Raw genomic sequence first — 17,849 nt, 5'->3', positions numbered from 1 at the left:
ACCCTCGAGTCGTAGCCGACCCGCTGCGAACGGTGTCGCCCCGCTGCTCCCTTCGAGAAGCTATCAGACCGATTATCGCTGGAAAGCAATCCTGCCGGATATCCCGAACGATGTAAATCTTTTTTACGACACGCGCAAACGTATGGCACGGGATATGACAAATCTTGTCACTCACGTCGCGGACGCCGTCGCGGAACACGGCGACAACACCGCGATCGGGTTTCAGGGGGCCGAAACGAGTTACGAGGAGTTCTGGGGGCAAACCGGGGCCTTCGCGACCGCGCTCGAGGAACGGGGGCTCGGCCAGGACGACCGCGTCGCGCTCTATCTGCCGAACGTACCGCCCTTCCTGATCGCGTTCCACGGGACGCTTCGGGCCGGTGGGGTCGTCGTCCCGATGAACCCCCAGTACAAGGCCCGCGAGATCGGTCACCTATTGGACGACAGTGGGGCGAAGGTCGTCGTCGCACTGGCCGATCTCGTCCCGTTCGTGACGGCGGTACAGGACGAGACGAGCGTCGAACACATCGTAAGCGTCGGCGGCGAAGCCGAGGGTGCGAGCACGCTCGAGGAGTTCCTCGAGCCCGGTGATCCGGAGATCGCCGAGCGTGATGACGACGAGGACGCGGTCCAGCCGTATACGTCGGGGACGACCGGTCAACCGAAGGGGGTTCAGCTCACGCACGGCAACCTCGCGTCGAACGCGAACGCGGCGTCGGAACTCGTTCCGGACGGCATCCGACCGGACGACAAACAGCTGGGGGTCCTCCCGCTGTTCCACATCTACGGGATGACCGTCGTGATGAACACGGCGCTGTTCAACGGTGCCGCGTACTACCCGCTGCCCGAATGGGACGCACAGGAGGCCGTATCGCTGATCGAGGACGAGGAACTGACGATCATGCACGGGGTGCCGGCCATGTACAACGACGTGATCAATCAACCGAACGCCGAGACGTTCGATCTGTCGTCGGTGCGGCTCTGTGGCGTCGGGGGTTCGGGCATTCCGGTCGAGGTCCTGCGTCAGTTCGAGGACCGCTACGAGCCGACGATCTACGAGGGGTACGGGCTCACGGAGACCAGTCCGATCACGCACTTCAACAGCCCGATCGAGGGCCGTCGGGTCGGTAGCATCGGGAAGACCGTTCCCGATGTCGACTCGAAAGTCGTCGACGACGACTTCGGTACGGTCCCACCGGTCGAGGAAGGTCCAATCGATGAGGAGGAAGCCGACCTCCACGAGATCACCGGCGAAATCGTCGTTGCCGGGCCGAACGTGATGAAAGGCTACTACGGCCTGCCCGACGCCAACGAGGCGGCGTTCACCGAGGCGGACGGGCGACGCTGGTTCCACACCGGCGACATCGGCTACCACGACGAGGACGGCTTCTTCTACGTCGTCGACCGCGAGAAGCACATGATCGTCACCGGCGGCTACAACGTCTATCCGCGCGAAGTCGAGGAGTTGCTTTTCGAACACGAAGACGTCGCCGACGCCGCCGTCGCCGGGATTCCGGACGACCGCCGCGGGGAGACCGTCAAAGCCTTCATCGTCCGGACGCCGGACGGCGATGTCACGGCGGACGAGATCACCGACTACTGCCTGACCAACCTCGCGGAATACAAACACCCGCGTGAGGTCGAATTCGTCGACGAACTCCCCCGAACGACGACCGGGAAGGTCCAGAAGTTCAAACTCCGCGAACAGGCGGGGGACGCATAATGGCGCTCGGTGACGATGTCCTCCTCGAGATCGATGCCGAGGGGGTTGCGACGATCACGCTCAACCAGCCCGAGCGGCGCAACGCGCTCTCGACGGCTATCAGCGACGGCATCTCGGCGGCGCTCGCGGAGATCGAAGAGAGCGACGCCCGCTGTGTCGTTCTCGAGGGGGCGGGCGGCGCGTTCTCGGCCGGCGGCGATATCGAATCGATGGTCGAGGGTATCGAGAACGATGTCCCCGCCGACGAGCGGGTCCGCGCACTCGAGCGGTCGACGAACGATCTGATGCGGACGCTGATCGAGTTCCCGGTGCCGACGGTCGCGTTGATCGACGGCCCCGCGGTGGGTGCCGGCGCGAACCTCGCGCTGGCCTGTGACATGCAACTCGCCAGTGAGGACGCCGTCTTCGGCTTCGTCTTCCGGCAGGTCGGCCTGAGCGTCGACGCGGGCACCTCCTATCTGCTCCCCCGGGTCGTCGGCGAGAACGTCGCGAAGGAACTCGTCCTCACCGGCGACATCGTCGACGCCGATCGGGCGAAAGAACTCGGCCTCGTCAACCACGTCTATGGACGCGACGAACTCGAGGACCGGGTCGACGAGTTCGTCGACACGATCGTCTCCGGTCCGCCGATCGCGCTTCGCCACGCCAACCGACTCGTCGGCGAGGGCCTGGAGAAATCCCTCGAGCAAGCCTTGACCGACGAGGCGACGGCACAGGGCATCGTCTTCGAGACCGCCGACCACGAGGAGGGCGTCGACGCCTTCTTCGAGGACCGCGAGCCCGAGTACGAGGGCCGGTAATCGACCGCGTTCTGTCGGTGGCGCAGTTCTCCCGTGTGTCGTGGGTGATCGCGGTCGTCGTGTTACTGCTCGTGAGTCTCGTGATGGGTCGTGTTCAGCGACCCGTTGTAGCCGTCGAACACATCGCCACCCAGTCGGACCGAGACGGATACCTGAGAGAGGCCGGCCTATTCGACCTGTCGGGACGCGGTTCCGAGCGGTACCACCGTCGATACCCGCGCGTTCTCCTTGAGTTTGAGTCCGCCGTCGGTCACCGACAGCGGGATCAACGGCAGGTGGTCTCGGACCCGCATCGAGGGATGCGAGCCGCCGCGAGCCAGCAGTTCGTTGCGCGGCTGGAGGTGGACCGGTTCCGAAAGGTCGGTCAGGAACTCGTTGTGTTGGATGACGTACTGGCCGCCGTCGAGGTGCCACCAGCCGAACTCGTCGTGGGGTGACTCGAGTGCCGTCGGGACGGGCTCGAGGTCGGCGTCCGTGAGTTCGTCGCCGCCGAAGTCGAGACGGCCGGGGGCGGCCACCTCGTAGACGGCGCTGACCGTCAGATCGACGCCGTGGTCCGTGACCTGCACCGGTTCGTACACCAGGTTGTCGATCGATTCGGCGAGGGGGTGGTCGGTGGGCATATCGGTCGATATGACGGCTCCGAGTATGAAAATAGTACTGTCACTGAGCGGGCCCGGCGGCACTCGGTCACCGAACCGCCGACCGGGACTGCCGGCGCGTCGGACTCCCCGAACCCTATGTGCTGGCGACCGTAGCTTTGAGTATGACCGACGTTCTCCCAGACGGGATCGCTCGCTTCGTTCGCGCGGTCGGCCCGGACCCCGACGAGACGCTGCTCGAGATGGACGAGTACGCCGCCGCCGCGGGGTTCCCCCACGTCGGCCCCGAGGTCGGAGCCTTCCTTCGCTTCGTCGCCCGCTTGAACGACGCCGAGCGAGTCTTCGAATTCGGGTCGGGCTACGGCTACTCGGCCTACTGGTTCGCCGACGCGCTCCCCGACGACGGCGAAATCGTCCTCACGGAGGTCGACGACGACGAACTCGAACTGGCTCGCGAGTACATGACCGCGGGCGGCTACGACGACATCGCGCGGTACGAACTCGGCGACGCGATGGCGACGATCGACCGCTACGACGGCCCGTTCGACGTCGTGCTGATCGATCATCGGAAGAGTACCTACGCCGACGCGTTCGAGGCCGTTCGGTCGGACGTGCCGGTCGGCGGCGTCGTCGTCGCCGACAACGCGATCACGGCCGGCGTCATCGAGTTCGATGCCCTCCTCGAATGGGCCGAGGGCGGTACCCCGACGGACACCACCGAACACACGCAGGGCATCATCGACTACCTCGAGACGGTGCGGGCCGATCCGGCCTTCGAGACGATCGTCGTGCCGCTCGGCGAGGGCATCGCGGTGAGTTATCGCGTCGAGTAATCGGTCGTCTCACCATCGAACACCTGTTCGTCGAGTTCCTCGGCCGGCGTCGAGGCCCCGTACTCCCGGAAGCCGAGGAAGATCGTCGCTCCGGCGGCGGCGAGTAACGTCGCCCACGTGATCGCAGTGAGTCCCACGACCGTCACCCGCGTAGGCCCCGGCACGCTCGAGCCGACGGGCTCGAGGCCAACGGCGTGTGCCACGGCGACGCCCAGAAACGAGAGCCACAGCCCCAACGCGGTGGCAGCGAGGCGTTTCCGCGTGACCGAGCGAGCGTAGCGAGCGAGACACGCGACGCCACCGACGGCGAGTCCCGTCGCGCCGATGGTGAGAGCGATGTGGTCGACGGCGACGGTCGCGACGCCGGCGACGGCGAAACAGCCGAGCGCGGCAGCCAACGAGGACCGTTCCGAGCCGTGTTTTGTCGGAATCACGTCGTGCACCGCTTTGCCGGGTTGAATCGGTGGGCGAATATATAGCTGTTGGCTGACTGCGAGCCGCTCGAGTCGGGGCTCGGACCCGGGACCGAATCGGGGACTGACGGGGCCGCTGGCCGGCCGCGCCGACGGTCGGCGGCGATCAGTTCGTCGCCGTTTCGGCGGCCGGAAGGGTAAACGAGAACGTCGAACCCTCGCCGGGCGTGGAGTCGACCCACATTTCGCCGCCGTGGCGCTCGATGATCCGGTGACAGAGCGCGAGCCCGATGCCCGTGCCCGCGTGTTCCTCGTGGCTGTGAAGGCGCTGGAACACCTGGAAGATCCGGTCTTGATTCTCGGCGTCGATCCCGATCCCCTCGTCGCGGACCGAAATCTCCCACTTCCATCCGGTCCGCTCGGCGCTGACGTGAACCCGCGGCGGCTCGTCACCGCTGTACTCGATCGCGTTCGAGAGCAGGTTCTGGAGCACTTGCCGAAGCTGGCTCGCATCGCCCGCGACGCGGGGCAGGGGGTCCGCCGTGATCTCGGCGTCCCGTTCGTCGATGCAGAACTGGAGGTCCTCGCGAACGTCCGCCAGAACCGCATCGAGAGCGACCGGTTCCAGCGGCTCGCCCTTCGTTTCCACCCGGGAGTACTGGAGGAGGCCGTTGATCATCTCCCGCATGCGTTCGGCCCCGTCGACGGCGTAGTCGATGAACTCCCGGCCGTCCGCGTCGAGATCGTCGGCATAGCGGCCCTCGATCAACTGGAGGTAGCTGGTGACCATCCGCAGGGGTTCCTGTAAGTCGTGCGAGGCGGCGTAGGCGAACTGTTCCAGGCGCTCGTTCGACTCCTCGAGTTTGCGCCGGTACGCCGTTCGTTCGGTGATGTCCTGGATGACCAGCATTCCGGCGGTTACCTCGTCACCCGTTCGGACGGGAAGGGTAGTGGCACGGAGGTCCCGGCTCTGATAGGTCACCTCGAAGGTGCGCTCGTCGCCGTCGAGGGCGGCCCGGAAATGGGGTTCGACCTCGGCGAGTAGCTCGTCGGAATAGCGCTCGTGGATCGTCTTGCCGATCGCGGCCTCGCGATCGATCCCGACTTCGCCGAGGAGTTGACCGCCGATGGCGGTGTACCGCAGTTCGTCGTCGAAGAGGGCGACGATGCCGTTCGGGAAGTTCTCGGCGAGGGTTCGGTAGCGCTGCTCGCTCGCCTCGAGCCGCTGCTGTCGTTCCTGTCGTTCCGTGATGTCCCGAACGACGCCGATCCGCTCGGGGCCGGTGTCCGCGGTCGCGATCGATGTCACCGTCGCCTCCACCGGGACCTGGATGCCGGATTTCGTCTCGACCGACGCCTCGATGGTCGAATCATCGCTCTCGGCGGCGATTTGCCGGGCGAGGGACATCACCTGTTCGTCGGCGACGAGCGAGGCGTGGCTGCCGAGCAACTCGTCGCGATCGTACCCGGTGAGCGAAACGTACGCCTCGTTGACCATCGTGAACCGGTCGTCTTCGTCGAGGACGTAGATTCCGTCTTCGATGGTCTCGATGATCCGCTCGTACTGCTCGAGGTGACGCTCGCGGCGTTTCCGGTCGGTGATGTCCTGGAAGTACACCGACAGTCCCGTTTCGGAGGGGTAGGCCCTGATCTCCATCCAGATGTCGAGCGAGTTGGAGTACCGCTCCCACGCAACGGGTTGCTGTGTCTCCATGGCCGTCCGATAGCGTTCGCGGAGGTCGGATCGGGCTCCGCTGGGGAACGTCTCCCAGATGTTCTCGCCGACGAGGGCCGCCGGGTCGTATCCCAGCAGTTCCCCGGCGCGGTCGTTGACGTGCGTGAACCGCCAGTCGTCGTCGAGCGCGTAGAACGCGTCCGAGACGCGTCCGAGGATTTCGCTCAATTCCGTCTCGAGTTCGTGCTTGCGACGCTCGAGGCGGCGCTCGTGCTTTTTGAGCGCGGTAATGTCCTCGCCAGCCGAAACAACTCGCTCGAGGTCGCCGTCGGTCCCGAACACGGGGACGGCGGTGACGGAGAACCACGACGGATCGCCCGTCGGTCCCTCGATCATGAGTTCCTCGTCGAAGACCGGCTCGCCGGTCTCCCTGACGCGCGCCGACGGGCCACGATCGGGGCCGACCGGGTCGCCGTCGGCGTCGACGACGGCCCCTTCGGCGAGCAGTTCCGTCTCGCCGAGCGGCCTGCGGTCGGCGAGTCCGAGCGCCGCCTGTGCGTGTCGGTTCGCCAGCACGGTCTGGCCGTCGGCGTCCTCGACCGAGATGGCGACCGGCGTAGTCCGGAGGAGCGTTTCGGTCTGAGAGCGCTCGCGCTCGAGGGACTGCTCGTGGCTGATCCGGTCGACGGTCGCCTCGAGACTCGACGCGGCGACTTTCACGAGCGAGCGGTCGCCCTCGTCGAACGCATCGGCGGTTTCGGACCCGATGACGACGACGCCGTGGTCCCCGATCGGCAGCCCGATCGCGCTTCGGATCGGCACCGCGGGGTCGTCCGAGTCGACGGGCACGTCGTCGATCACCGGCTCGCCGGAGTCGAAGACGCGCCGGGCGATCTCCGCTCCCGCCGCGAACGCCGGGTGTTCGTCGAACGGGGCCGCTTCGGGCTCGGACCAGGCAACTGGCTCGAGGCCCGTCCCCGCGGCATCGGAGAGGAAAACGCCGTTGAGATCGAGGTCCAGGACCTCGGAGAGGTACTGGCAGGCCTGTTCGGCGACGGCCTCGCGCGTTCCGGTGCCCAGCCACTCGCGGACGGCCTCGTGGAGCTGTCTGAGCTGGGCGGCCCGCCGGTGCTGTTCGGTCACGTCGTAGTAGAGTTCGACCCGGCCGCCCGCGTACGGGCCGGCTGTAATCGGTTTGCTCCGGTGCTCGAGCCAGCGCTCCTCGCGGCCGTCGCCGGGTGTGATTCGACACTCGAAGCGCTCGGCGTCGCCGTTGCCGTCGTAGGTCGACTCGAGGACATCGGCGAACGCGTCGGGATCGCCGACCCGGTCGCGGATCGTGTCGTCGATCACGGTCGCCTTGTCACGGCCGACCACGTCCGCCGCGTCGAGTCCGAAGTACCGCTCGGTAGCCTGGTTGATCCACGCGACGTCGAACGCCTCGTCGAGCACGAAGACGCCTACGTCGGCCTCCTCGAGCACTGTCGTGACCGATTCGAACGGCTGGGGCCGGGTCGATTCGGCGTCCGACGCCGCTCGAGGTCCGTGGCCACGTTCGGTGACGACGCCGATCGAGCCCTGACGGCCGTCGCTGCCGGGGACCGAGCCGAGCCGTAGCTCGCACGGAATCGCGGTGCCGTCGGCCGTCCGGATCGTTCCCTCGCGTTCGGTCACGCCGGTCGCGGACCCTGCCTCGAGCGCTCCACTGCCGGAGTCACCGAGGAGGGTCGTGACGTGCTCGCCGGAGAGCGCGTCGCGGGTGTAGCCCGTCAACTCGAGGAGCGTATCGTCGACGCCGACGATGCGGCCGTCCGCGTCGAGTTGGAACACCCCACCCGCAACCGTCTCGACGACCGTCCGGTACCACTGCTGCGCCGCCGACTTGTCACTGTCGTCCCAGGGGGCCGACACCGCCGGTCCCGCCCGTTCGGTCATTGGGCGTAGGAGGCCGCTCGAACGGATAAGTCCAACGCCGATTTTGTACTCGAGTCTGGCTACTCGTCGCCGCCGTCGGCGAGGATGCGCTCCTCGGGCGTCGGGCGGCCCGGATGGATGCCGTACCAGGCGAACCCGTAGAGGACCGTCATCGACACCGCACAGAGGGCGGTCGCGCCGGCGAGCGATTCGAGCGCGAGGGAGACGGCCGGACCGGCGAACGCGTCGCCGACGGCGGCCGCTGATTCGCCGTCGGGGGCCGTCGCGAGCGCGTAGGGAAGGAAGGTCGCGAACGCGAGCAGCCACCATCGCTTCGCGGTGCGTCGAAGCCGTGCCGTCCCGTGCTCTCTGGCGGTGCTCGTGACGCCGGCGACGCCGAGGGCGACCAACACGAACGCCGGCAGTGTTCGAAGCGGGGAGTCAAAGAGGAGATTAACCGCGACACCGGTTGCGACGATCGCGACGGAACCGGCAAGGAGCGAACGCGAGGGACTGGACCCTGTACGAGGCATGCTGCCGTCGGGTAGCAACCCATTGTACAAAACGCTCGCGAATCGTCGACGGCCGGCGTCGCGCGTCTCGAGCGGCGGCCGGCGTCGCGTCACAACAAAGGACGTATTACCGATGCCCGCAACTCGAACGTGAGAACGAATGAGGGAACGCGATCGAACCGTCCCCGTGACGGCCCTCCGACGACGAGTCTCGGCCGCGGCCGATCGAGCGACCCGCATCGCATCGGCAGTGCCTGGCGGCGGGGCTGCGCGGCGACTGGGACGGCTCTGGCAGCGACACGTCCGGGACCGTCCCGACCAGTATCAGGCGTCGATCACCTTTCCGACGGCACCCGACCGGCCGACGGTCGGTGAGATCCACGGCTGGATCGAAGCCCTCGAGTACGCGTTCGACGGCCGTCTCGATGTCTACGCCAGACGGGGGAGCGTCGCGGTCGAGACGGACCCGGTCTCGGCTGCCTTGTTCGATGACGCCGAGTTCGGCGAGATCTGTGAGCGGATCGAAGAGGGGTACGACGGCTCGCACGCGGTCGCCCATCTGCAAAAGTGGCGACGAAACGACGGGCGACTCGTGCAAGCCCACGTGATCGTGCCCGTCAAACCGCTCTTCCCGCGCGGTGATGCTGATGGGCCGGACGCGGAGCGAGCCGCAGCCGACTGACCGGCGCGAGACCGACAGCGACGTCGCGGCGGTGCGGGCGGCCGTGACTGCGATCAGGGTCCGGATTCAGTCGTCGTCGTCGCTCGGTCCGGGGCCGGGCTCGGAGCCGGGGTCGCGGTCGGTGCTCGGATTCGTTCCGGGGCGGTCGCTGCTCCGGGAGCGGCCGGTCGTCGATTCCCCTTCGCTGGGCGCGACGTTGCTCGTCCGGTTCATCCAACCGTCGATGTTTTCGGCGACGTAATCCTTGCCACCCCAGCCGAACGCGACGCCGGCACCGATGGCGATGGCCGCGCCGAGGCCCCACGCGATCGCCCGTGCGAACACGTAGAGGATGCCGACGTCGATCCCCATCGTGTCGAGCCCGATGACGATCGCGGTGAAGTAGAGGAACATCCGCGCGCCGTTGGCGAACCAGCTCGTGTACGCGGTCTCGGTCGCCGCGCGGGTCCGCTCGATGGTGTCGCCGATGAAGTCGGCGACGACGAACCCGAAGGTAATAACGAGCAGCCCCGCGATGAACGCCGGCAGGTACGAGACCGCCGTCGAGATCCACTGTGACAGCGTCGCGATCGCGAGCGCGTTCGCGGCCGCGAGGATCGCGATCGCGTAGACGAACCACTTCGCCAGCGTCCCGAAGGCGTTCGAAACCGCCCGTTCGGTCCCGCCGAGTATGCGACCGAGCGGCGTCTCGAGGACCATCCGATCGAGTTCGATGCCGTCGGCGAGCCGTCGGACGACGCCCGCTGCGACGCGGCCGATGCCCCATCCGATCGCGAGGATGATCAGCGCGCCGATCAACCGCGGAAGGAACGTAACCAGTTCCGCGACGGGATCTTGCAGCCAGTCGGGCACCTGTGCCTGGGCAGGATACGGTGGTACCATACACGACGCCGATTGGCATCGTCCGTGCTTTGTAATTGAGTCCGTATCGACTAGTCATGAAACCAACCGTTCTCGACCGACTAACGCGGGTCGGTTGAAGTGTCCGTTACGGGGAATTGTGCGACGGCCGTACCGTGACCGCTCGAGACGGGTTCCGAACGGACCGACGAGCGGACTCGGCCTCGAGACCGAGACGATCCTCGAGCCGGCGAGCGATAAACCCGTATTGTGACCGAATTCGAAACCGCGTCGGTGACGGCGGGGAATCGAATTCGATGCACCGCCGTCGACGGCTCGCCGAACGTGTCCAGTTTCACTCATGGGTCCGCAGTGTCGTGTCGAACGCTGGCAGGACGCGGCGGGCTCGACCGCTCGAGATCGATCAGGGGCGTCGAGCCGCGGATCGCTCTCGACGGGATCACAGCGGGGCGGGAACGTACGCTCGCGTCCGAACACGTCGATCTTCCGCCTGGCCTCGAACACGCCGTTGGATGCCGCTTCAGTGCGTCCGGATGTCGACGGAACGCCGGTCGGGACCCCCGATCAGTGTGATGGCGACGAGATCCGGTAAGACGGTATTACCGGGTAGCGTCTCGTCGGTGCGACGCCGGCCGGGATGAGCGTGTGATGTCGGTGTCGCCGCTCGTCGCCGCGGCCGCGTATTTCGACCGTACGCCGCGCGCGTCGGCACTACGCTATTGATGCTCCGCACGCGAGAAATGTCCATGTATCTCGGCGACGAGGCATGGCCGGCCCTCGAGACGTACTTCGAATCGGAATCGCTCGCGCTCGTGCCGCTCGGATCGACGGAACAGCACGGGCCGCATCTGCCGGAGGCGACCGACCACCTGATCGCGGAGGCGTTCGCGAGCGAGGCGGCCGACCGAACGGGTTTTCTCCGTACCCCGACGATCGATATCGGCGTCAGCGGTCACCACCGCCAGTTCCCCGGGACGATGTGGGTCGACCCACCGGCGTTCAGGGAGTACGTGGCGTCGCTGACGCGGAACCTCACCGCTCACGGCATCGATCGGGTGATTTACGTGAACGCTCACGGCGGGAACGTGCCACACCTCCGGGAGGTCGGGGCACGGCTCCGGCAGGACGAAGTCGCGTACGCCATCGAATGGATGTGGAACGACTCGATTCCGACCCTCGTCGACGAACTCTTCGAGCAGAACGGCCCCCACGGCGGGCCGAAGGAGACCTCGATGATCCAGTATCTCGAACCGGATCTCGTCCACGACGACCGGCTCGAGGAGGCCAGGGAGACCGGGGTCCCGAGCGTCGAGGCGGCGGGGACGATCAAACACGGCTCGCGGACGTTCTACGACGCGGCCGACAACACCGCCAACGGCGTCCTGGGTGATCAGACGGATGCCTCGGCCCAGAAGGGCGAGCAACTCTTCGAGGCTGCAAGCGACCAACTCGTCCGGCTCTGCGAGTGGCTCGCCGCCCAACCGTTCGAGGATCTGCTGCCCGCGGATCACGTCTCTGATCGCAACTGACAGTCACTGCACACCTGATCGCAGGACGGCGTTGCGATCAGTGTGTGAATCGTTTCAGTTGCGACTATCGGTCAGCGGGCCGACCCGAGCGATCAGCGATGATAATCCTTAATAGATGCTGGTGCGATTTTATTATATGGCAGTCGTCAGCGTCTCGATGCCGGACGAACTCCTCGCGCGGCTCGATCAGTTCGCCGAGGAACACGGCTATACCGGTCGGAGCGAAGTCGTCAGGGAAGCCTCGCGGAACCTGCTCGGGGAGTTCGAGGACACGCGACTCGAGGAGCGGGACCTGATGGGGATCGTCACCGTGTTGTTCGACTACGAGACCACCAGCGTCGAGGAGCGGATGATGCACCTGCGTCACGAACACGAACACCTCGTCGCTTCGAACTTCCACAGCCACGTCGGCGATCACTACTGCATGGAACTGTTCGTCCTCGAAGGCGAACTCGAGGACATCTCGGCGTTCGTCGGAAAGATCAGGGCGACCAAGGACGCGTTGACCGTCGATTACTCCGTCATTCCGGTCGATAGTTTCGATCCGCTCGCACAGGGATAGCGCCGCCGTGTGACGGAGCCGGTGTCATCCGCGTCGGTTCGCCCTCGAAGACACGGTGGCCGTCTCGCTCACCGATCCGTTCGATCGTCCCGCGGCTCCCTCATCGGACAGTCGGGCGCGCTACTCGTTTCGTTCCTCGACGACGCCGATGTTCAGCGTCCGAACCCGTGCGATCGCGCCGCGCAACCGGCGTCCCCACGGCGACCCCTCGCGGGCCGCGAGTTCGCGGCGGAGCCGCTCGGTCTCCGCCTCGAGGTCCCGGTTCGTGGCTTCCAGGTCGGCAACCCGATCCTCGAGTCGGTAGCGGCGCGCCCGCTCGGCGTCGCGACCGTTCCGTAGCTGATCGCGTTCGCCGCCGTCAGTCCGACTCGTCCGCGAGCAGTGGAGCGACTTCGTCTCGAGTCGGGAGCGCCGTCATCGCACCTGGGGCGGTGGTGGCCGTCGCCGCGACCGCGTTCGCGAACGCGACTGTGTCCTCGAGCCCCCGGCCCTCTCGGAGGGCAGTGATCGCGCCGGCGACGAAGGCGTCACCGGCACCCGTCGTATCGACGGTCTCGACCGCGAAGCCGGGATGGTCGACCGCGGCCGCGGGCCACGGTGCGTCGTCGGCCGCGACCGCGAGGGCACCCTCCTCGCCGCGTGTGACGAAGACAGCGTGGGTCCCACTCCCGTCGACCGTCGCTCGAGCGACCGCCGTCGGGGTCTCGCCGCTGAACCCGAGCGCCTCGAGTTCGGCGACCGTCGCGAAACACATATCGACATGTGCGAGCGCATCGCCGACCACGCGCGCGAACGTCTCGCCGTCGGCCCACAACTCGGCCCGGAAGTTGGGGTCGAACGAGACCGTACAGTCCGCGGCCGCGGCCCGCTCGAGCACGTCCAGCGTCGCCTCGCGCGCCGGCCCGCTCGAAAGCGTTACGCCGCCGGCGTGGACCCAGTCGCAGTCCGAGAGGGTCGCATCGTCGATCCGGCCGGGCTCGAGGCGTGTGTCGGCGGTCCCGTCCCGGTAGAACGTAAACTCGCGGTCGCCGCTCTCGTCGTGGGTGACGAACGCGAGGGCCGTCTTCGCAGCGGCATCGCGTTCGACGAACCGGTCGGGGAGTCCGTGGTCGGCGAGCGTTCCTTCCAGGTATCGTCCGAACGGGTCGTCGCCGACGCGGGTCCAGAACAGCGGCGGGTTCTCGAGTCGTTCGAGGGCGACGGCGACGTTCGCCGGCGCTCCGCCGGGGCGGCGCTCGAACCCGGCCACGGTTGCGAGCGGGCCCGGCCGCTCGGGGACCCAGTCGATGAGCGTTTCGCCGACGACCAGCACGTCGCGAGACATGGTCACGTATCCACCATCGACGGCGGTAGTTCTGTCGACAACCAATCTATATATGACACTGGTTGTAATCCCAACATATCCGTATGAAACACCCTTCTCGTCGCGGGCTACTCGCAACGGGGGCGAGCCTCACCGCGTTCGCCGCGGGCTGTCTCGATCAACTCCCGAACGACGGTCGCGACCAGACCGGCGAATCGGACGAAGCACCCAACACAGCCGAGAGTGGCGGGAGCGAACTGTCGCCACTCGAGCGCTGGGTTCCGGCCTCGAGCAGTACGGAACTGCTCTTTCACTTCCGGGACCTCGCCGAGGTCCGACAGCATGAGGGCGAGTTGCGGCCGAGCGTCATCGAAGACGTGCCAACGATGCCGGATGCCGACGGCAGCGAGGTCGTCAAGCGGGTGGCCAACGGCGAGTCGGCGGTGGAGTCGGTGCTCAGATTCGGGTCCGAGGGGGTCGCCGGAAACGTCGTCGTCGACGGCTCGTTCGATCGCGACGCGGTCGACACGGACCGAAAGTCGTCGACGGGCGAGTTCGCAGTCCTCGAGCGCGACGGTGTCTCAGTCGCGGTCTCCGCGGACACGGTCGTCATGAGCCCTGCCGACGGCGCGGCCCTCGATGCGATCCTCGCGGCGGGCGTCGAGGGAACTGGTCGCCGCGCCGACGAGCACGACCGCTTCGCGCAGTTACTCGAGCGCGTCGGCGACCGGACGATCCTCTGGGGCGAATACGAGGGCGATACGGACGGGACCGGTGCCGCCTTCTCGTGGTCGTTCGGGGCCGAGACATCGACCAACTCGGCGGTCGCCGTCTATCCCGACGCCGATCGGATGGCCGACTTCGAGGAGCGGATGTCGGAGCGGTTCGACGACGTGACGGTCGAGATCGACGGCAACGTCGGCGTGGCAACGCGAACCGTTCCGACCGAGGAGTACGAGTACCTGGATTTGTTCGCCCAACACGAGAGTCAGCCGGCACAACCGCAGGCGGGAGTGTCCATCGACTCCGACTCGTCGGATCGGACGGTGACCGTGGCTTATATCTCGAAAAGTGGGGTTGAGCGGCTCGAAATCAGCGATGAGAACGGGAACGAAGCCGAAATGACCGATGTCGGGGAGACGACGACGTTCGAGTACGACGCGGGGGCGTCGGGAGAACTGACCGTCGTCGCCGTCGGGAGCGAGACCGAGACCGAGACCGAGACCGTCGTCGCGACGCACTCGTATTCCTTCTGAGGACGGGCAGATGGATTCGAGACCGATCCGACAGGACGGCTGGCAGTGGTGGCTGCCGACTTACAGGATGATGCTCTTTTCGCGCATCATCGCGTGGATCGAGGCGTCGAGGCCCTCGCGGCCGATCCCCGAGTCCTTGTTGCCGCCGAACGGAACGTCGCCCAGCCCGTGGCTCGGCGCGCCGTTGATTCGGACCGCGCCGGCGTCGACGCGCTCGGCCAGCCGCATCGCGCGCTTGTAGTCGTTCGTGAAGACCGCCGCGTCGAGCGCGAGGTCGGAGCCGTTCGCGATCTCGAGGGCCTCGGCTTCGTCCTCGAAGGTCGTGATCGCGGCGATGGGGCCGAACTGTTCTTCGTCGACGATGCGGGCGTCGTGGGGGACGTTCGCGAGCAGCGTCGGTTCGAAGAACTGATCGGCGAGTTCGTCCGGAACGCCGTCGGGGGCACGTCGTTCGCCGCCGCGAACGATCTCCGCGCCCTTCTCGACGGCGTCTTCGACGAGCGTCTCGACCCAATCGGCCTGATCGGCGCTGATCAGCGGGCCGAGGGCGGTGTCCTCCGCGAAGAGGTCGCCGGCTTGCCAGGCGTCCATCTGCCCGTCGATCAGGTCGACGAGGTCGTCGTGAACCGATTCATGGGCGAGCACGCGCGAGATCGCCGAGCAGCGCTGGCCGGCGTACTTGAACGATCCCTTCGCGCAGTTACCCGCGACGTCGGTGAGGTCGGCGTCGTCGAAGACGATCGCCGGGGCGTTGCCGCCGAGTTCCATGTGCAGATTCACCATCCCGCTCTCCCGGGCGACGTGTTTGCCCGCGCCCGAGGAGCCGGTCATCGCGATCGCGTTGACGCGGTCGTCGCCCGAGAGGACGTCGCCGATCTCGCTGGCGTCGCCGGGGACGAAGTTGAACGCGCCGTCCGGAATCCCGTCGACGTCGTCGATGACGTCGGCGAGGATCGCCGCCGAGATGGGTGTCTTGCTGGCTGGCTTGAGCAGGACGCTGTTCCCGGCCGCGAGCGCGGGTGCGACTTGCAGCGCCGTCGTCGCCAGCGGGTAGTTGTACGGCGTGATACACAGCACCGCGCCGATCGGCTCGTGTTTGACGATCGCCTGCCAGCCCTCGTGGCCCTCGGTCGAGCCCTCGCGGTACTCGCCGGTGCTGACGATGGTGCGGGCTTCCTCGGCTGCTCGATCGAAGCGTTCGGCGGCCTGGCCGACCTCGCCGCGAGCCGAGGAGATCGGTTTGCCGGCTTCCCGGACGATGACCTCGGCGATCTCCTCTTCGCGTTCGCGGAGTCGGTCGGCGATCGTCTCACACCATGCGGCCCGCTCGACGACGGTCGTCTGGCGTAGCTCGGGTTTGATCTCGTGGGCAGCGGCCAGTGCAGTGCGGGCCTCAGTCGGCCCTGCGGCGGCGACGTGTGCGAACGTCCCGCCCTCGGCGAGGTCCGAGACCGACAACTCGGCGTCGGTCTCGAGCCACTCGCCGTCGACGTAGATGCGCTCCCGCCGCTGTGCGATTCTCGTTGCCATACCAGTTCCTTGGGCCCCCTCATTGAAAATGTTTACTCAGGCTCGAAAAAACAAAGGCGATATTGACGGTGCCGTTCGGCAACACGTTCACTATGGTTGATGCGCAAGCTTAGCCCCACATCACGAAATTTCTCTTTAGGTATGACAAAGAAATGTTTTCTCAGGGGAAGTCTTTAAGTGGAATGCGCACCTACTGAGAGATAGGATGAGCACCCAAGAGACCGTCCGCCAATCGGCAGACAGCGTCGAGGAGAACGCGCTTCGCCTCGAGCAGGACAAAGCCGAGCAGATCGTCGACGCACTGAACACGGAACTGGCGAACTCGTACGTCCTCTACCATCAGTTGAAGAAACACCACTGGGTCGTCGAGGGTGCGGAGTTCCTGCCCCTCCACGAGTTCCTGGAGGAGGCGTACGAACACGTCGAGGAAGGCGCTGACGAAATCGCCGAGCGCGCCCAGGCGCTCGGCGGCGTCCCGGTCTCCGGGCCGTCGAACCAGGAGGAGCGCGCGACCGTCGAGTTCGAGGGCGAAGACGTCTACGACGTCCGCACGATGTTCGAAAACGACCTCGAAATCTACGGCGACATCATCGAGTCGATGCGCGGCAGCATCGAACTCGCGGAGAACCTCGGCGACCACGCGACCGCCGAGATCCTGCGCGAGATCCTCGTCGAACTCGAGGAGGACGGGCACCACTTCGAGCACTACCTCGAAGGCGATACCCTGGTGCTCGAGGAAGCGACTCACTGAGCGACGTCGGCGAGCGGGTCCAGAACGGGCCCGTCGACGATCGAAGACGGCAGACAGTTTTTCGTCGCCGAGCACGCGTGACGGCGACGTTCGCGGCCGGTTCCGGTCGCGAACTCACGCGCCACGAGTACCGACGCAGTTACCGCTCGAGATCGACGGTGAGATCGGTCGCGATCCACCCATCGCTGTTGTTTCGTTCGGTAAAGACGGTCTTTCCGGGGCGGGTCTCGTGACTGCTCACGACCGCCGTCGGCTCCTCGAGTTCCTCGTCGAGTTCGGGCTCCTCCCTGCGGGCGGGTACGTCCATCAGGTGAAGTTAGGTGAGCCTAATTCTAAAAAGGTTTTGGTCGACCTAAGACTGCGCAAGGCAGAGATACCACTGGCCGGACAGATGCCGTTGGCGTCCCTTGATCTCCTGTGGCTGCGATCGTTCACGGAACCGACCGCTGAGCCGTCCGGTTCGCCACTGCTCACCGACCCAGCATGCGATCGCGGCTCATGCGAATATAGTATCTTTTTTCGGGACTCAGTGATATCGTTCCAGTATGCGTTCACACGAGAACCGGTCACAGGGGACACTGGGCCGACACGGTCGGCCACTGATCGCGTCCCTCTTTGGTGTCGAGCGGGGACACGTCGAGTCCCTCAGTTGGTCGCTCGGGAACCGCGTGACCGCCGACGCGGATCAGCTCTTCCGATTCGCCCATCAACGGTCCGCCCGCTCGGTGACTGCCTTCGAGGTGACCGACTACACCTGCGTCCTCCGACTTCGCACGCCGGTCGGCCGCGAGAAGTTCTACGGGATCGCGAACGCGGATATCGAGACCCGGCCGGTGCCGGACGACTGGGTCAGAACGGACTGAGCCGACGGCGCTATCCGCCGGAGTCAGCTTCATTGGCGTC

General features: G+C 66.4%; 17 protein-coding genes. 9 read left to right on the top strand and 8 right to left on the bottom strand.

The window, feature by feature from the left end:
• Positions 1-154 precede the first annotated feature (154 nt).
• Together C487_RS15390 and C487_RS15385 are read left to right on the top strand one after the other, a co-directional pair.
• Entirely contained in the window at positions 155-1,723 is a 1,569-nt protein-coding gene (locus C487_RS15390; RefSeq protein WP_006186737.1) for a long-chain-fatty-acid--CoA ligase, read from the top strand.
• Positions 1,723-2,523: an enoyl-CoA hydratase/isomerase family protein gene (locus C487_RS15385; RefSeq protein ID WP_006186736.1), complete on the top strand. Its 801-nt coding sequence runs from the start codon at positions 1,723-1,725 to the stop codon at positions 2,521-2,523. Before C487_RS15390 ends, C487_RS15385 begins: the two co-directional genes overlap by 1 nt.
• A 167-nt stretch (positions 2,524-2,690) precedes the next feature.
• On the opposite strand, the gene C487_RS15380 is transcribed toward C487_RS15385, so the two are convergent.
• Positions 2,691-3,146 (bottom strand): dCTP deaminase/dUTPase family protein, encoded by a 456-nt coding sequence (locus tag C487_RS15380; RefSeq protein ID WP_006186735.1) that lies wholly within the window; start codon positions 3,144-3,146, stop codon positions 2,691-2,693.
• Between the two features lie 143 nt (positions 3,147-3,289).
• Here C487_RS15380 and C487_RS15375 point away from each other — a divergent pair, with 143 nt between their 5' ends.
• Positions 3,290-3,958, top strand: a complete 669-nt coding sequence (locus tag C487_RS15375) for an O-methyltransferase (RefSeq protein ID WP_006186734.1) — start codon at positions 3,290-3,292, stop codon at positions 3,956-3,958.
• Here the strand turns inward: C487_RS15375 and C487_RS15370 are convergent.
• The 3 genes from C487_RS15370 to C487_RS15360 all read right to left on the bottom strand — a co-directional run bounded on the left by C487_RS15370 (position 3,943) and on the right by C487_RS15360 (position 8,493).
• Positions 3,943-4,401: a hypothetical protein gene (locus C487_RS15370; RefSeq protein ID WP_006186733.1), complete on the bottom strand. Its 459-nt coding sequence runs from the start codon at positions 4,399-4,401 to the stop codon at positions 3,943-3,945. The two genes, C487_RS15375 and C487_RS15370, sit on opposite strands and share 16 nt — an antisense overlap.
• Positions 4,402-4,537: 136 nt before the next feature.
• The gene (locus C487_RS15365; protein WP_006186732.1) at positions 4,538-7,981 is read right to left on the bottom strand and encodes a PAS domain S-box protein; all 3,444 of its coding nucleotides are present in this window, start codon (positions 7,979-7,981) and stop codon (positions 4,538-4,540) included.
• A 59-nt stretch (positions 7,982-8,040) separates the two neighbouring features.
• Entirely contained in the window at positions 8,041-8,493 is a 453-nt protein-coding gene (locus C487_RS15360) for a hypothetical protein (protein ID WP_049908197.1), read from the bottom strand.
• 139 nt (positions 8,494-8,632) lie between these two features.
• Between C487_RS15360 and C487_RS15355 the strand changes: the two genes are divergently transcribed.
• A complete protein-coding gene (locus tag C487_RS15355) occupies positions 8,633-9,154 on the top strand; it encodes a hypothetical protein (protein WP_006186730.1) in 522 nt (173 codons plus the stop codon).
• Between the two features lie 66 nt (positions 9,155-9,220).
• On the opposite strand, the gene C487_RS15350 is transcribed toward C487_RS15355, so the two are convergent.
• Entirely contained in the window at positions 9,221-10,036 is an 816-nt protein-coding gene (locus C487_RS15350; RefSeq protein ID WP_049908194.1) for a mechanosensitive ion channel family protein, read from the bottom strand.
• 725 nt (positions 10,037-10,761) lie between these two features.
• On the opposite strand from C487_RS15350, the gene C487_RS15340 reads away from it, so the two are divergent.
• Positions 10,762-11,544 (top strand): creatininase family protein, encoded by a 783-nt coding sequence (locus C487_RS15340; protein WP_006186727.1) that lies wholly within the window; start codon positions 10,762-10,764, stop codon positions 11,542-11,544.
• Positions 11,545-11,680: 136 nt separating this feature from the next.
• Positions 11,681-12,106 carry a CopG family ribbon-helix-helix protein gene (locus tag C487_RS15335; RefSeq protein WP_006186726.1) on the top strand — a complete coding sequence of 142 codons (426 nt, stop codon included), beginning with the start codon at positions 11,681-11,683 and terminating at the stop codon, positions 12,104-12,106.
• Positions 12,107-12,464: 358 nt separating this feature from the next.
• On the opposite strand, the gene C487_RS15325 is transcribed toward C487_RS15335, so the two are convergent.
• Positions 12,465-13,430, bottom strand: coding sequence for a sugar kinase (locus C487_RS15325; protein WP_006186724.1), 966 nt, complete (start codon positions 13,428-13,430; stop codon positions 12,465-12,467).
• Between the two features lie 83 nt (positions 13,431-13,513).
• On the opposite strand from C487_RS15325, the gene C487_RS15320 reads away from it, so the two are divergent.
• Complete coding sequence (locus C487_RS15320; RefSeq protein ID WP_006186723.1) at positions 13,514-14,665, top strand: hypothetical protein; 1,152 nt, start codon at positions 13,514-13,516, stop codon at positions 14,663-14,665.
• A gap of 60 nt (positions 14,666-14,725) precedes the next feature.
• Here C487_RS15320 and C487_RS15315 read toward each other — a convergent pair whose 3' ends face one another.
• On the bottom strand, positions 14,726-16,195 hold the full coding sequence (locus C487_RS15315; protein WP_006186722.1) for an aldehyde dehydrogenase family protein: 1,470 nt from the start codon (positions 16,193-16,195) through the stop codon (positions 14,726-14,728).
• A gap of 205 nt (positions 16,196-16,400) precedes the next feature.
• Between C487_RS15315 and dpsA the strand changes: the two genes are divergently transcribed.
• Positions 16,401-16,946, top strand: a complete 546-nt coding sequence (gene dpsA / locus C487_RS15310; protein ID WP_006186721.1) for a DNA starvation/stationary phase protection protein DpsA — start codon at positions 16,401-16,403, stop codon at positions 16,944-16,946.
• A gap of 139 nt (positions 16,947-17,085) precedes the next feature.
• Here dpsA and C487_RS21100 read toward each other — a convergent pair whose 3' ends face one another.
• Positions 17,086-17,253, bottom strand: a complete 168-nt coding sequence (locus C487_RS21100) for a hypothetical protein (protein ID WP_006186720.1) — start codon at positions 17,251-17,253, stop codon at positions 17,086-17,088.
• 238 nt (positions 17,254-17,491) lie between these two features.
• Here C487_RS21100 and C487_RS15305 point away from each other — a divergent pair, with 238 nt between their 5' ends.
• Positions 17,492-17,809: a hypothetical protein gene (locus tag C487_RS15305; RefSeq protein ID WP_006186719.1), complete on the top strand. Its 318-nt coding sequence runs from the start codon at positions 17,492-17,494 to the stop codon at positions 17,807-17,809.
• The last annotated feature ends 40 nt before the right edge of the window (positions 17,810-17,849 follow it).

This window comes from Natrinema pallidum DSM 3751 (assembly GCF_000337615.1).
GTDB classification, from domain to species: Archaea; Halobacteriota; Halobacteria; order Halobacteriales; family Natrialbaceae; genus Natrinema; species Natrinema pallidum.
Note: the sequence above shows the minus strand (reverse complement) of the source record. Positions and strands in the feature narration are given on the sequence as shown.